General features: G+C 67.6%; 13 protein-coding genes. 10 read left to right on the top strand and 3 right to left on the bottom strand.

All coding sequences use genetic code 11. From position 1 onward, the window contains the following. The 3 genes from CQ045_RS12300 to CQ045_RS12295 all read left to right on the top strand — a co-directional run bounded on the left by CQ045_RS12300 (nucleotide 1) and on the right by CQ045_RS12295 (nucleotide 1,922). On the top strand, nucleotides 1-1,014 hold the full coding sequence (locus CQ045_RS12300; protein WP_105724077.1) for a LacI family DNA-binding transcriptional regulator: 1,014 nt from the start codon (nucleotides 1-3) through the stop codon (nucleotides 1,012-1,014). Between the two features lie 61 nt (nucleotides 1,015-1,075). Then, nucleotides 1,076-1,249, top strand: coding sequence for an antitoxin VbhA family protein (locus tag CQ045_RS18865; RefSeq protein WP_181156552.1), 174 nt, complete (start codon nucleotides 1,076-1,078; stop codon nucleotides 1,247-1,249). Further along, on the top strand, nucleotides 1,236-1,922 hold the full coding sequence (locus CQ045_RS12295) for a Fic family protein (protein WP_105724075.1): 687 nt from the start codon (nucleotides 1,236-1,238) through the stop codon (nucleotides 1,920-1,922). Before CQ045_RS18865 ends, CQ045_RS12295 begins: the two co-directional genes overlap by 14 nt. 51 nt (nucleotides 1,923-1,973) lie before the next feature. Here CQ045_RS12295 and CQ045_RS12290 read toward each other — a convergent pair whose 3' ends face one another. Together CQ045_RS12290 and CQ045_RS12285 are read right to left on the bottom strand one after the other, a co-directional pair. Continuing rightward, a complete protein-coding gene (locus CQ045_RS12290; RefSeq protein ID WP_105724074.1) occupies nucleotides 1,974-3,473 on the bottom strand; it encodes an arylsulfatase in 1,500 nt (499 codons plus the stop codon). Between the two features lie 87 nt (nucleotides 3,474-3,560). Then, nucleotides 3,561-4,454: a formylglycine-generating enzyme family protein gene (locus CQ045_RS12285; RefSeq protein WP_105724238.1), complete on the bottom strand. Its 894-nt coding sequence runs from the start codon at nucleotides 4,452-4,454 to the stop codon at nucleotides 3,561-3,563. Nucleotides 4,455-4,531: 77 nt separating this feature from the next. On the opposite strand from CQ045_RS12285, the gene CQ045_RS12280 reads away from it, so the two are divergent. Both CQ045_RS12280 and CQ045_RS12275 read left to right on the top strand, forming a co-directional pair. After that, nucleotides 4,532-4,837: an NIPSNAP family protein gene (locus CQ045_RS12280; RefSeq protein ID WP_105724072.1), complete on the top strand. Its 306-nt coding sequence runs from the start codon at nucleotides 4,532-4,534 to the stop codon at nucleotides 4,835-4,837. Nucleotides 4,838-4,979: 142 nt separating this feature from the next. Then, nucleotides 4,980-6,395, top strand: a complete 1,416-nt coding sequence (locus tag CQ045_RS12275; RefSeq protein WP_105724070.1) for an MFS transporter — start codon at nucleotides 4,980-4,982, stop codon at nucleotides 6,393-6,395. 37 nt (nucleotides 6,396-6,432) lie between these two features. On the opposite strand, the gene CQ045_RS12270 is transcribed toward CQ045_RS12275, so the two are convergent. Then, the gene (locus CQ045_RS12270) at nucleotides 6,433-6,933 is read right to left on the bottom strand and encodes a MarR family winged helix-turn-helix transcriptional regulator (protein WP_105724069.1); all 501 of its coding nucleotides are present in this window, start codon (nucleotides 6,931-6,933) and stop codon (nucleotides 6,433-6,435) included. A 96-nt stretch (nucleotides 6,934-7,029) separates the two neighbouring features. Between CQ045_RS12270 and CQ045_RS12265 the strand changes: the two genes are divergently transcribed. The 5 genes from CQ045_RS12265 to CQ045_RS12245 all read left to right on the top strand — a co-directional run bounded on the left by CQ045_RS12265 (nucleotide 7,030) and on the right by CQ045_RS12245 (nucleotide 14,552). Beyond that, complete coding sequence (locus tag CQ045_RS12265) at nucleotides 7,030-8,130, top strand: LLM class flavin-dependent oxidoreductase (RefSeq protein WP_105724236.1); 1,101 nt, start codon at nucleotides 7,030-7,032, stop codon at nucleotides 8,128-8,130. An 11-nt stretch (nucleotides 8,131-8,141) separates the two neighbouring features. Further along, nucleotides 8,142-8,801, top strand: coding sequence for an NADPH-dependent F420 reductase (locus tag CQ045_RS12260; RefSeq protein WP_105724068.1), 660 nt, complete (start codon nucleotides 8,142-8,144; stop codon nucleotides 8,799-8,801). A gap of 73 nt (nucleotides 8,802-8,874) precedes the next feature. After that, on the top strand, nucleotides 8,875-9,429 hold the full coding sequence (locus tag CQ045_RS12255) for a hypothetical protein (RefSeq protein WP_105724067.1): 555 nt from the start codon (nucleotides 8,875-8,877) through the stop codon (nucleotides 9,427-9,429). Nucleotides 9,430-9,495: 66 nt separating this feature from the next. After that, complete coding sequence (locus tag CQ045_RS12250) at nucleotides 9,496-12,375, top strand: YhgE/Pip domain-containing protein (RefSeq protein ID WP_105724066.1); 2,880 nt, start codon at nucleotides 9,496-9,498, stop codon at nucleotides 12,373-12,375. After that, nucleotides 12,372-14,552, top strand: a complete 2,181-nt coding sequence (locus tag CQ045_RS12245) for a YhgE/Pip domain-containing protein (RefSeq protein ID WP_105724065.1) — start codon at nucleotides 12,372-12,374, stop codon at nucleotides 14,550-14,552. The genes CQ045_RS12250 and CQ045_RS12245 overlap by 4 nt, the downstream gene beginning before the upstream one ends. The last annotated feature ends 4 nt before the right edge of the window (nucleotides 14,553-14,556 follow it).

Below are 14,556 nucleotides of genomic sequence, written 5' to 3'. Positions count from 1 at the left end.
GTGAAGCGTGAAGGCGCGCCACGACTCATCGATGTGGCCGAAACCGCAGGGGTCTCCCTCGCGAGCGCGTCGCGAGCGATGACCGGCGGTTCCGGCATCTCTCCCGAGGTGGCCGCGCACGTCCGCGTGATCGCGAAGCAGCTCGGCTACGAACCCAACATGCATGCCCGAGGTCTCGCCGGCGGACTCGTGCCGACGATCGGGCTCGTGGTGCACGAGATCGGAGACCCGTACTTCTCCGACATCGCCAGCGGCGTCATCCGCAGCGCGACGCTCGAGAATCGATCGGTGCAGATCGCGCAGGCCGACAGGACGCCCGACAGTGAGCTCGCGCAGGTGAAGTCACTGCTGCGCCAACGCGTCGGTTCGATCATCATCGCGGGGTCCGGTTACGCCGACGCGAGCCGGGAGCAGGGCATGTCCGCGGCGCTCCTGGACTTCACGGTGGCGGGCGGGCGGGTCGCGGTCATCGGCCGCCATCACCTTCCCGTCGATGCCGTTCTCCCCGACAATCAACGCGCCGGCGTGTCGGTCGGACGACACCTCGCCGAGCTGGGCCACCGCAGGATCGGGGTCGTCGCCGGACCGCTCGACCTCAACACGGTGGCCGATCGCATCGCGGGACTGCGGGAGGGCACGAGCGACCCCGGCGTGGAGCTCACCGTGGTCTCGAAGGCCTTCACCCGGGAAGGCGGCATCGCCGGCGCCCGCGAGCTGCTCGACCGGGGCCTCACCGCCATCGTCGGCCTCAACGACGCGATGGCGATCGGCATCCTCAGCGAGCTGCGACAGCACGGCATCCGCGTTCCGGAGGAGATGTCGGTCGTCGGATTCGACGACATCGCCGTCGCCCCGGATGTCGCGCCCGCCCTGACCACCGCGCGCATCCCGATGTTCGAGATGGGGCAGCATGCCGTCTCGCTGATCCTCCGCCCGGCGAGCGACGAGGCACGGACCATCGAGACCGCGCACGAGCTCATCATCCGCGAGTCGTCCGGGCCGCCCCGCGGCTGAACGAGCACCGCGCGGATGTCTCACCCGACGCTTAGACTGAGAGTGGCGGAGGGAGGCAGACATGACGATCACTCAAGCTCGATCACGTCGGGTCGAAGACACGATCCACAGCGCAGAGATCGAGGGCCTGGAGGTCACGCCCGAGACCCGCGCTGATGCCGACTCCTATGTTGCAGGCACCATCGACTCGGATGAACTCGTGGATCGGGTGCGAGCCCGGTATGGACTCTCCTGAGTTCACCGACCCTTATCTGATTCCGCAGAGCAATGTGCTCCGGAACCTCGTCGGAGCCGCAACAGCCGAGGCCCTCGCTGCCGCCGAGGCCGACCTCTCGTTCGCCCGTGCGCTGCAGCTTCTCGATTCGCCCGTCACCCCGACGAACGACCTACGCGAGCTTCAGGCGATCCACCGGCACCTCTTCCAGGATCTCTACGACTGGGCGGGAGATCTCCGCACGGTCGATGTCCGCAAGAATGTCCCTGGCGCCGACTACTTTCTCCCCTACGGATTCATCGAACGTGCGTCCGGCATCTGCTTCGCTGAACTCGCCGCCGATGGGTTCCTGGCCGACCTGCCTCGCGACTCCTTCGTCGAGCGGCTCGCCTACCACTACGAGAAGATCAACTACATCCACCCCTTCCGCGAGGGGAACGGACGAACCCAGCGCATCTTCTGGAATCGCGTGGCGCTCGAAGCCGGCTGGCAACTCGATTGGCGCCCGGTCCACGGCGAGGAGAACCACCTGGCCGCGCGAATCGGATCCGATGAGCAGGACCTCGGCCCCTTGATCTCGATGTTCGACAAGATCGTCACGGAGCCGGACACGTCAGAGGCCGCTGATTGGTCTGCCGGCGAGATACGACGCCTCTCGATCAACCGACCGGATGATCGCGGCGCGCAAGCCTGATCTCTCCGACGACGCCGGCCATCCGGCCATCGGACGGACTCTCGTGGGCTGTCAGGAGCTGCCGACCGTCGACTCCAGCTTCGCCATCACCTGGTTGATCGTGAACGACGCCGACTCCTGCCGCGCGGGGAACTCGGCGAGGGTCTGCAGCATGCGCGCGACATATGCCTGGGCGGGAATCATCAGGAAGACGTGGTCGAGCACCCAGTCCCAGTACGTGTTCGACGTGATGTCCGCCCGCTCGAAGGGATCCGTGCGCAGGTTGAACAGCTTCGGGAACCGCAGCTCGATGTACGGCTCCTGCCAGACGAGCAGCGTTCCCACGGCGCGCTGTTCGAGGAACACGAACTTCCATTGGTCGAAGCGCAGCGCCGTGAGGTCGCCGTCGTCCGAGACGTAGAAGAAGTGCCGACGCGGGCTGTGCCCGACCTCGCCGGTCACGTAGTCGAGCTGATTGTGTCCGTCGAGGTGGACCTTGAACTCGGTGCCGTGCAGCACGGTCCCCGCCTTCAGGCGATCAGCGATGTCGTCGTCTCCGACCGCGGCGAGCAATGTCACGAACCAGTCGTTGTGACTCACGATTCCGTTCAGCGTGGTCCCGGCCGGGATGCGTCCCGGCCAGCGGACCATCGCCGGCACCCGGTAGGCGCCCTCCCAGTTGGAGTTCTTCTCGTTCCGGAACGGGGTCATGCCGGCATCCGGCCAGCTGTTCATGTGCGGCCCGTTGTCGGTGGAGTACATCACGATCGTGTTCTCGGCCAGTCCCAGCTCGTCGAGCAGGTCGAGCAGGCTCCCCACGACGTCATCATGGTCGAGCATCGTGTCGTGGTACTCCGACTGCCAGCGGCCGGCACGCCCCGTGCTCTCCTCTTTGGCGTGGGTGCGGAAGTGCATGTGGGTGGAGTTGAACCAGACGAAGAACGGGGTGTCGTCGGCCGCCTGCGTACGGATGAAGTCCGTCGCCGCATCGCGGAACTCCTCGTCGACCGTCTCCATCCGCTTCTTCGTCAGTGGCCCGGTGTCCTCGATGCGCTGGCTGCCGTCCTCGTTCGCCCACGAGTGGATGACCCCGCGGGGACGGAACCTCTCACTGAACCCGGGGAACTCCTCGTCGGTCGGATAGTCGGGGTGCTCCGGCTCCTCCTCCGCGTTCAGGTGGTAGAGGTTCCCGAAGAACTCGTCGAAGCCGTGGGCGGTCGGCAGGTGCTCATCGCGATCGCCGAGGTGGTTCTTGCCGAACTGCCCGGTCGCGTAGCCGTGGTGCTTCAGCGCGTCCGCGATCGTGGGGTCCTCGGGCTGCAGGCCCAGCTTCGCGCCCGGCATGCCCACCTTCGTGAGTCCGGTGCGATACGGATTCTGCCCGGTGATGAAGGCGGCCCGCCCCGCGGTGCAGCTCTGCTCACCGTAATAGTCGGTGAACTTCACGCCCTCATCGGCGATCCGATCGATGTGCGGCGTCCGGTAGCCCATGAGACCGTCGGAGTACGTGCTCAGGTTCGCGATGCCGATGTCGTCGCCCCAGATGATGAGGATGTTGGGTTTCTCGGACATGCCGACTCCTTGCTTCGACGCGTGAGACGGGGGCGATCGCCCTCGGTCGAAGCCAAGCACTCCCTCACGGGTGCGCCCAGGGGAACCTCACTCGGAACGGGTGAGGCGGAATCCGATGTGCGACATGCCGGTGTCCTCGGCCTGCGGCGAGCGCGCGGCCGGACGGAAGCGCAGGCAGTAGTCCGGCGAGCAGAGATGCGACCCGCCCTTGAGCACCCGGCGGGGGATGTCGGGGAATCCCTCCTGCGCACTCGCTGCGGCCAGCAGGTTCGTGCGCTTGCCGGCGTCGACCGGGCTGTCGGAGAGTCGGATGTGGCGCGGGGTGTAGAAGTCGGTCGTCCATTCCCACACGTTCGCGATCATGTCGTAGAGGCCGTACCCGTTCGGCGGGTAGGAGCCGACGGGCGCGGTGCCGCCCACGCCCTGGTTGTCGTAGGGAAAGCGTCCGAGCCAGGAGTTCGCCTGAGCGACACCGCCGGGGTAGGGCTCGTCGCCCCACGCGAAGGCTGCGCCCTCGAGTCCCCCGCGCGCCGCGTACTCGTGCTCGGCTTCGGTCGGGAGCCGCATCCCCACCCAGTCGGCGTAGGCGACGGCGTCTTCGAAGGCGATGTGCACGACCGGATGCTGCAGACGGTCGTCGATCGAGGAGTCGGGTCCGAACGGCCGACGCCAGTATGCCCCGGGTTGCCACCGCCACCAGTTGCGCCAGTCGCCCAGATCGGTCGGGCCGGCGGTGGGGGTGAACACCATCGCTCCCGGCACGAGGTCGGCGGGATCGGCGCCGGGGAAAGCGGCAGGATCGAGCTCGCGCTCGGCGACCGTCACGTATCCGGTCGCGTCGACGAACTCGGCGTACTGCGCGTTGGTCACCTGGTAGCGGTCGATGAAGAACGAATCGACGTCGCGCTGGTGGGCCGGCCGCTCATCCGGATAGAAGTCGTCGGATCCCATCAGGAATGTGCCGCCCGGGATGAGGACCATGTCGCGCGAGTTCGTCACGTGCTCAGCGTAGTGTCGGGGTTCCCCGGCATCCGGGCCGATCTGGAAAGATCATCCGCATGATCACCGTTCACCTGCGCTACGAGATCGATCCGGACAAACTGGACGACTTCACCGAATACGGACGAACCTGGATCCGACTCGTGGCGAAGCACGGCGGAACCCACCACGGCTACTTCATGCCGAGTGAGGGCGACAGCGACGAGGCCTTCGCGCTGTTCACGTTCCCCTCCCTGGCGGAGTACGAGATCTATCGGACCGCGTCGAAGACCGATCCGGAGTGCGTCGAGGCGTTCGACTTCGCGCGCCGGACGCAGTGCATCCGGCGCTACGAGCGCCGCTTCCTCAGCCCGGTCTTCGAGTAGCGAGCCGGGCCGGCCTCTCGGTCGAGCCAGAGAGCAGACAGGTCCGGAAAGCCAGATTTCGTTCGTTTCGGCATACCCCTACCCCCTATAGGTATAGGGTAGAGCCCGTCCGGATACGCCGGCTGACCCTCAGGAGCTCTCCATGTCCCCCCTCCCCGCATCCGGAGCGAAGCGCTGGCTCGGCTTGGCGCTGATCGCCGCCGCGCAGTTCGTCGTCATCATGGACACGTCGATCATCGGCGTCGCCCTCCCCGACATCCAGCGCGAGCTCGGTTTCACCCCCGAATCGCTGTCCTGGGTCTTCAATGCCTACGTGGTCGCCTTCGGCGGCCTGCTCCTCCTCGGCGGCCGACTCTCCGACATCTTCGGCGCGCGCAAGATCTTCGTGCTGGGCTGGCTGGTCCTGATCGTCGGGTCCGTGCTCGCCGGCGCGGCGACGAACATCGGCATGGAGATCACCGGCCGCGCGATTCAAGGCGCCGGATCCGCGATGATCGCCCCCGCGGCACTCACCTTGCTCATGATGCTGTTCGGCGGCACGTCGGACCTCCCCAAGGCCTTCGCCGTCTACGGGGCCGCCGCCCCGATCGGCGGAACCGCAGGCGTCTTCCTCGGCGGAGTGCTGACCGAGTACGCGAGCTGGCCGTGGGTGTTCTACATCGCCGTCCCGATCGCCGTGATCGTCCTCGCTTTCACCGCCTCCGCTCTTCCCCGCACCACGAGGAAGGCAGCCGGTTCCATCGACGTCTGGGGCGCTCTCACGGTCACGGCGGGACTCGCCGCCGTGGTGTACGCGGTCGTCAATGCTCCGGAGGTCGGCTGGATCACCTGGTCGACACTGGCGCTGCTCGCCGGCGGGATCGTCCTGCTGGGGATCTTCTTCGTCATCCAGGCGCACAGCAGGAACCCGCTCCTGCGGCTCGGCCTGTTGCGCGCCCCGCTCCTCGCCGCGGCGAACAGCGCTCAGCTGCTCCTCGGCGCGGCATGGGTGTCGATGTGGTTCTTCCTCAACCTGTACCTGCAGCAGGTGCTCGGAGCGAGCGCCTTCGCGGCCGGCGCCGCCCTGCTTCCCATGACAGGACTCGTCGTCATCGTGATGATCGCTCTCGCTCCACGCCTTCAGGAGCGGTTCGGCGCGAAGTCGATGATCGTCAGCGGTCTGCTCCTGCTCGCCGGCGGCCTCTTCTGGTTGTCGTTCGTCCGTCCGGACGGCGTATACGCGGTGGACGTCCTTCCCGCCTCGCTGCTGGCGGCCCTCGGGATGTCACTCGCGTTCGTCCCCTCGCTCGGGACCGCCATCAACGCGGCACCCGCGGCGGAGACCGGGGTCGCATCGGGTCTCGTGAGCACGAGTTATCAGATCGGCTCCGCACTCGGGCTCGCCGTCCTCACTGCGATCGTCTACGGCATCTCAGGCATCGAGCCGTCGGGAACCGAGCTGACACAGGGCTATTCCGCCGCCTTCGTGGGGGCGGCGATCCTCGCAGTCACGGGGGCGATCGTCACCTCGATCTGGATGGTCAAGCCCCGGGTGTCGGCTCTCTCCTCGGCCGCGTGACGCGCAGCCGCAGCCCGTACGACCAGGGCGCGCCCCGCTACCCCCTCGAGAGATCGGCGGGGTGGTCGTCGCCCTCGAGCCCGAGATGCGTCCTCAGCGCAGCGGTGATGTCGTCCACGTTCGCGAGCTGCTCCGGGGAGAGCGCGTCGACGAACAACTCGCGGATGGCCCGGAGGTGGGGGATGTTCGCGGCGCGGAACGCCTCGGCTCCGGCATCCGCGAGGACGACGTCGACGCCGTGCACGCCGTCGGCACAGGGGACGCGACGGACCAGACCCCGCTTCTCCATGCGTCCGAGGTGGTGTGACAGCCGGCTGCGCTCCCACCCGATGAGAGCGGCCAGTTCGGACGACCGCGCCGTGTGCCCCTCGGCCTCACTCAGCGCAAGGAGCACCTGGTAGTCGCCGGTCGACAGCGATGACTCGCTCTGCAGCTGCGCGGCGAGGCGGGCACGCAGCGTTTCGCCGGTCTCGATGAAGCCTCGCCAGATGCGCAGCTGCTCGGGTGTCGGCGTGCTGCGACGTCGCTCTTCGGTCATGGCGCCTTCCGGGAATTGATACGTCAATCATACGGTTGCATCGAATTGACACGTCAATCCGGAGGCGCCGGAACGTGGAGAGAGGTCGTGGTGAAGATGACGGAACTCGAGTTCGGGCTGAACTCCTTCGGTGAGGTGGCGACAGATGGCGGCCGCATCCTGTCGGACGGCGAGACGCTGCGGCTGCTCGTCGAGGAGGCGCAGCTGGCCGAGTCGGTCGGGCTCGACGTGTTCAGCATCGGCGAGCACTATCGCGAGGGGCACATGGACTCCGCGACGCCCGTCCTGCTGGCGGCCGCGGCGCAGGCCACGTCGACGATCGGCCTCGGTTCGTCGGTGACCGTGCTGTCGACGCAGGATCCGGTGCGGCTGTACCAGGAGTTCGCGACCGTCGACGGGCTCTCGAACGGCCGCGCCCAGCTCATCCTCGGGCGGGCCTCGGCGATCGAGTCGTTCCCCCTCTTCGGGTACGACATCGCCGAGTACGAGCAGATCTTCGAGGAGAAGCTCGACCTGTTCCTGCGTCTGATGCGCGAGGACAGCGTCACCTGGAACGGCACCTACCGCAGCCCCCTCGAGAACGTGCGACTGCGACCGCGGATGCCCGAGGGCGGCATCCCGGCATGGATCGGCATCGGCGGCAGCCCCGACTCCGTCATCCGCGCCGCCGAGCACGGACTGCCCCTGATGATGGCGATCATCGGCGGACGCCCGGAGCGCTTCGCCGGGCACGCGCGCCTCTACCTGCGCGCACTGGAGCAGTTCGGGCGACCGGAGCTCCCGATCGGGCAGCACTCGCTCGGCCTGATCGCCGACACGGATGATGAGGCGAAGAACGTGCACTGGAAGCACTGGGAGCCGGTCGTGACCCAGATGAGCAAGGAACGCGGCTTCTATGCGCCCACCCTGGAGCGCTACGAGGAGGAGGTCGACACGGGCGCCCTCTACGTCGGATCCCCCGAGACCGTCGCGCACAAGCTCGCCGCCGCCGTGCGCAGCAACCACCTGTCCCGGTTCGACCTCAAGTACGACATCATGCACCTGCCGAAGGACGTGCGCGAGCGCAGCATCCGCCTCTTCGGCGAGAGGGTCGCCCCGCGCGTGCGCGAGCTGCTCGCCGACGAGCCGGGAGAAGGCGCGTTCGCAGACCCCGGCGTGGCCCGGATCACCAAGGACGGCAAGGCCGTCCACGCGTGAAGGAGACCGTCATGAACGACACCGTCAAGACCATCGGCATCCTCGGCGCGGGCAAGGTGGGCACGACCATCGCCCGCCTCGCCCTCGCGGCGGGATACCGCGTGCTCATCGCCGGTTCCGGTGCACCGGAGCGGATCGCGCTCACCATCGACGTCTTCGCACCAGGTGCGCAAGCGGTGCGAGCCGAGGATGCGGCCTCCGAGGCGGACGCCGTCATCCTCGCTCTTCCGCTGGGCAAGTACCGCACGCTTCCGATCGAGCAGCTGCGCGGAGCCCTGGTCCTCGACGCCATGAACTACTGGTGGGAGACCGACGGGGTGCGTGACGATCTGAGCGATCCGCGCACCTCGACCAGCGAGCTGGTGCAGGAGTTCCTGCCGGAGTCTCGCGTCGTGAAGGCCCTGAACCACATGGGCTACCACGACCTCGAAGACGAGGCAGCGGCCGCGGGAGCGTCCGGACGAAAGGCGATCGCCATCGCGGGAGACGAGCCGGCCGACCTCTCGACGGTCGCGGGGCTGATCGACAGGCTGGGCTTCGACCCTGTCGTCATCGACACCCTGGCAGCGGGTGCGCTGCTCCAGCCCGGGAACCCGGCGTTCGGAGCCGACGTCACCGCCGACGAGCTGCGCGGGCTGATCGGCATCCCCTCGCCGATCGTGCCGCGATGACCGACGGGCGTCACGACGAGAGTCGCGACGCGGGCTAGGATCCCAGAGGCCGGCTCAGACCACGGAGGCACCGATGCCCACCCCCCTCAGACTGCGCGCGAGCGCACTCGTGCTCGCCGGAGCCCTGGCGTGCGTCGGATGCTCGGGGTCGATCCCGGGTCCGCCGAAGGCTGTCGGCGACGGCTTCCCCGGCACCTGCCTGCCGTCGGAGGTCTCCTGGCCCTCCGACTTCCTCGAAGCCCTGCCCGGAGAGTCCGAGGCGATCGGCGGCTCCATCGTGGGGCTGCGCCTCGAATGGGTCGACTCCGACTTCGTGTGGCGGCTGCGCAGCGCGGACACCCGTGAGGACATGTTCGGCGAACGGGTCGACGACCCGAGCTTCGGCCGGGAGTCGCTGGTCGACGTCGGCACGCTGGAGGTCATCGCGACGGGTGAGACCGAGCTCACCGAGGCGGAGCAGCAGATGAACGGCAGTAGCGCCTACAGCGTGGCCCAGCTCTCGGGCGAGGAGTACCCGAGTCCGCTCATCGTCGAGATGGCCCGGGTCATGAAGGACGGCTCGCCCACGTGGCAGCTCACCATGTGCGACACCGCCACCAACGAGCTGACGGTCACGACCGTGAACTGACGCGCCTCGCCCTTTCTCCTCAGCTAACTTGCACGTTGGTGTGCACGTACTGTGTAAACTCGTCCTGTGAAACAGAGCTGGCGGGTCTACAAGCGCGACGTCAAGAGACTCTCCCGCGTACCCAAAGCCTGGATCATCATCATCGGGGTGCTCATCACCCCGGCTCTGTACGCGTGGTTCAACATCAACGCGTTCTGGGACCCCTACGCGAACACCGCGAACATCCGCGTGGCCGTCGTCGACCTCGACGAGGGCGCCACCTCCGACCTCACCGGCCGCGTCGACATCGGCGAGCAGGTGACCGAGCAGCTGCAGGACGACCACCAGCTCGGCTGGACCTTCCTCGGCGAAGACGAGGCTCAGGAGGCCGTGAAGACGGGCGACGTCTACGCCGCCATCGTCATCCCCGCACGGTTCAGCGAAGATCTCCTCAGCATCACGAGCGGCGACTTCACCCAGCCCGCGCTGGAGTACTACGTCAATGAGAAGGCCGGAGCGATCGCGCCCAAGATCACCGACGTCGGCGCATCCGAACTCGACAAACAGGTCACCACCGCTTTCAAGGAGCAGGTGGCCCTCGCCGCGACGAACGCCCTCAAAGACGTCGGCGACTCCACCGAGCTGCGGCTGCTGAACGCCCGGGACAACACCCTCGACGCGTTCGACCAGGCCGCGCAGACCATCTCGTCGGCGCGCGAGAACCTCGCCGAGACGCAGGAAGGACTCACCTCGTCTCGCGGCACGCTCGCCTCCGCTCGGAGCACGCTCGGCGATGTCGACAAGACCCTCGGCGATGTCCAGAAGTCGCTCGTCCAGACGCAGTCGATCATCGCCGAGACGCAGAAGGAGGTGATCGCCTTCACCGACAGCGCCACCACCGCGTTCCTCCAGGGCACGACGCTGCTCGCCGATGCCTCCTCGAAGGCGAACGTTTCGATCACCCGCCTCACCCAGAGCCTCGAACAGGCGGGCGTGCGCATCGACGCCGGGATCGACGACGTCTCGAACGTGCTCGAGGCGAACGAAGCGGCCGCCGCGCGCCTGCAGACGCTCGTGGCCGATACCGACCTCAGCGACGAGACGAAGCAGCAGATCACCGAGGTCATCGCCTCGCTGCAGCAGCGCAACGCCACCGACCAGCAGCTGCTCGCCGACCTGAAAGACCTCAAGGCCGGCGCGTCCGACACCGTGCGCTCCGTCCAGGCGACGGCTGACGCGGTCGACAAGGCCATGCAGGACACCAGGGATGCGTCATCGACGATGCGCGACATCCTCACCCGCACCGTCCCCTCGCTGAACAGCGCCATGTCGCAGCTGTCGGCGAGTGTCGGATCGCTCTCGGCCGCACTGGATGCGCAGAAGGGCGTGCTCGCCGAGGCCGATCAGCTGCTGGGCGGGTTGGACTCTCAGCTCGTGGCCACCTCGTCGGCGCTGGCGAGCTTCGACGGCGACCTCGCCAGCATCGAGCAGGGCCTGCAGACCTCGCGCACCGACGTCGTCGCTCTCGACGCGGCATCCGAATGGGGTCTGCTGGGCACGCTGACCGACCTCGAGCCCGAGCAGATCGCCCAGTTCATCTCCTCCCCCGTCGAGGTCGACGAGCACCTGGTGTTCCCCGTCGACACCTACGGGTCGGCGATGGCCGCGCTCTTCACGAACCTGTCGCTGTGGATCGGCGCCTTCGTGCTCATGGTGATCTTCCGTGTCGAAGTCGACACCGAGGACATCGAGGGGGTCACCGTGCGCGAGGCCTACTTCGGCCGCTTCTTCCTGTTCGCGACGCTCGCCATCGGCCAGGCGCTCATCGTGTGCACCGGAAACCTCATCATCGGCGTGCAGACCGTCAGCGCCGCGGCCTTCGTCGGCACCGGTGTGCTCATCGCTCTCGCCTACGTGAGCATCATCTACGCCCTCTGCGTCGCGTTCGGCCATGTCGGCCGCGGCCTGTGCATCCTGCTCGTGATCATGCAGATCCCCGGGGCATCCGGGCTGTACCCGATCGAGTTGATGCCCGGATTCTTCCGCGCGATCTATCCGCTCCTCCCGTTCTCGTACGGCATCGACGCGATGCGCGAGACGATCGGCGGGTTCTACGACGGCCACTACTGGCGGTTCCTGGGCGCCCTCGCCGTGTTCGTCGCCCTCGCGTTCCTCATCGGGCTCGTGCTGCGGCGTCGGCTCGCGAACTTCACCCTGCTCTTCAACCGACAGGTGCTCGCGACCGACCTCCTGATCGGCGAGAAGGTGCAGGTCGTCGGCAACGGATACCGGCTCCCCGACGTGATCCGTGCACTCTCGAACCGCAGCGAGTACCGCGAAGACCTGGCGCGACGCGCCGAGCCGTTCACCCGCCGCTACCCGACGCTGCTGAAGGCGACGGTGCTCACGGGGATCGCGGGGCTCGTCGTGCTCGGGGTCCTCACCTGGGCGCTCCCCGGATCGAAGGCGCTGCTGTTGGGCCTGTGGACGCTCTGGATCCTCCTCGTCATCGGATTCCTCGTCGCCATCGAGTACATCAAGCACAGCTTCGAGAACGGCGAGGAGGTCGCAGCTCTCGACGACGCCGAGCTGCGTGAGCTCGCTCTCGCCGGGCCCGCCGGCCGTCAAGCGGTCCTACCGACCACGACGGACGGGCCGCTCGGCCAGGCACCCTCCGCGCCCGTCGCGATGACCGAGGCGGACGTGCCGGATGCGCCGGCCGCCGGTGCCGACGCCGACGCCCTGCTCACCGAGTGGTTCGAGCCGGAGCCGGAGACCGTCGCTCCCGATCAGGCTCGGGATCCGGGGGACGAACCCACACGAGCCGACGACGAACCCACAGAAGAAGAACCGACACCGGAAGAAGAACCGACACCGGAGGAAGAACCGACACAGGAAGAACCGACTCGAGAAGACGAACCCGCACGAGACGACGAAGACACAGCAGCAGGGGAGGATCGCGCGTGAAGGACATCCTGCACCTGACGCTCCGCGACGTGCGTCACGCGACCCAGAACGTGATGGCGTGCATCGTCCTGTTCGGCCTCGTCGTCATCCCGTCGCTGTTCACCTGGTTCAACGTCATCGCCAGCTGGGATCCGTTCGCGAACACGAAGGACCTGAAGATCGCCGTCGCGAGCACCGATGCCGGGTACGAGAGCGACCTCGTGCCGATCCGCGTGAACGTCGGCGAACAGGTCCTCTCCCAGCTCCGCGGGAACGACCAGCTCGACTGGGTCATCACCGACGAGCACGACGCGATCGACGGAACGGAGTCGGGCGAGTACTACGCCGCGATCGTGCTGCCCGAGACGTTCAGCGCCGACATGCTGACGTTCTACGCCGACGGCGGCGACCGCACGCACATCGCGCTCTACACGAACGAGAAGAAGAACGCGCTGGCGCCGAAGATCACCGGGCAGGGTGCGGAGGGGGTGTCGTCGGCGATCAGCGACACGTTCGCCCAGACGCTCGGCGACGTGGCTCTGGGCCTCGTCTCGTCGATGTCGGACTACCTCACCGACGAGGACACGCAGGCCGCACTCACCCGCATCGAGGCGCGCCTCGGGAGCGTGGGAGATCAGCTTCGCTCCGGGGCGCACACGGCAGACACCTTCACGGCTCTGCTGGAGGCGAGTCGACCGCTGCTCGACAGCGCGTCGGGCCTGGTCGGCTCGGCCGGTGACGCCTTCACCGACACCTCGGGCGCGCTCGGCAGCGGGGTGGATGCGGCAGGCACGCTGAAGTCGACCCTGCAGACGGCGTCGCAGTCCCTGGCGGACGCGCTCGCGGCGACGTCGAGCAGCTACGACGCGGTCGGTCAGCGCATCGACGAACTGTACGCCGGTGCCGACTCGCTCAGCGGCAGTCAGGTGCAGGCGATCACCACGCTCGCAGAGCGCGTGCAGCAGCAGGTCGATCAGTACACGGCGGTCAAGAACACCCTGGAGACACAGGTCGGACCGAACCTTCCCGAATCCGCGCAGCCCGACTTCGCCGCCGTGATCAGCAGGCTCGACGAGGCGATCGCCCGGCAGCAGGCGTTGCAGGAGCGACTCCAGAAGGCGGCGGCCGAGATCGCGGCCGGCAACGACGCGGCGCAGAGCTCGCATCAGGAGATCACGGCCGCGATCGCCGAGGCCAAGAAGGCCATCGCGGATGCGCGGAGCACCTACGACAACGGGCTGAAGGCGCAGCTGAACTCCCTCTCGGCGACGCTCACGCAGATCGGCTCCGACGTGTCGGCTATCCGCTCCGACCTGTCCGGCATCACGTCGGTCCTGTCCGGAGCATCCGACTCCGTGCAGGCTTCCCTGTCGCGCGCGCAGAAGGCCACGACGCAGTTGTCAGCATCGCTGAACGCGATGGCCGACAGGTTCGACGCTGTCCAGCAATCGATCGCGAAGGCCGCGGACACCGGCGATCTCAGCGAGCTGATCGGCGCCGACCCCGGCGTGCTCGCCACCTCCCTCGCCGAGCCGGTGCGCCTCGACCGCACCGCCGTCTTCCCCGTCGCGGGGTTCGGCGCGGCCATGGCACCGCTGTACATGATCCTGGCCCTGTGGGTGGGTGCGCTTCTGATGACCGTGACGATCCGGGTCGACGTGAACGCCGAGACGCTCCCCGATCGCCCCGAGCTCACGCCGACGCAGAAGTACCTCGGCCGATACGGCGTCTTCGGTCTGGTCGGGCTCGCGCAGAGCACGCTGCTGACCCTCGGACTGATCCTCTTCGTCCAGGTCGAACCCGCACATCCGCTCCTGCTGATCCTGGCCGGGTGGGTGATCTCCACCGTGTTCACCCTCATCGTCTACACCGCGGTGGTCGCGTTCGGCAACGCGGGCAAGGCGCTCTCGGTGCTGCTCCTGGTGATCCAGATCTCGGGTTCGGGCGGCGCCTACCCGCTGCAGCTGCTGCCCGACTGGTTCCAGAGCATCAGCCCCTTCCTGCCCGCGACCTACGCCGTGAACATGGTCAGATCGGCGATCGCCGGCGTCTACCAGGGCGACTTCTGGTGGTCTCTGGGCGCACTCGCGCTGTTCCTCGTCCCCGCACTGCTCCTCGGCCTCGTACTGCGGCGTCCGCTGATGTCGTACAACCGCAAGTTGGTCGCAGCGCTCGAGTCGACCAAGCTGATGTCCTGACTCC

It is taken from the genome of Microbacterium sp. MYb66 (assembly GCF_002979435.1).
GTDB lineage: Bacteria > Actinomycetota > Actinomycetes > Actinomycetales > Microbacteriaceae > Microbacterium.
Note: the sequence above shows the minus strand (reverse complement) of the source record. Positions and strands in the feature narration are given on the sequence as shown.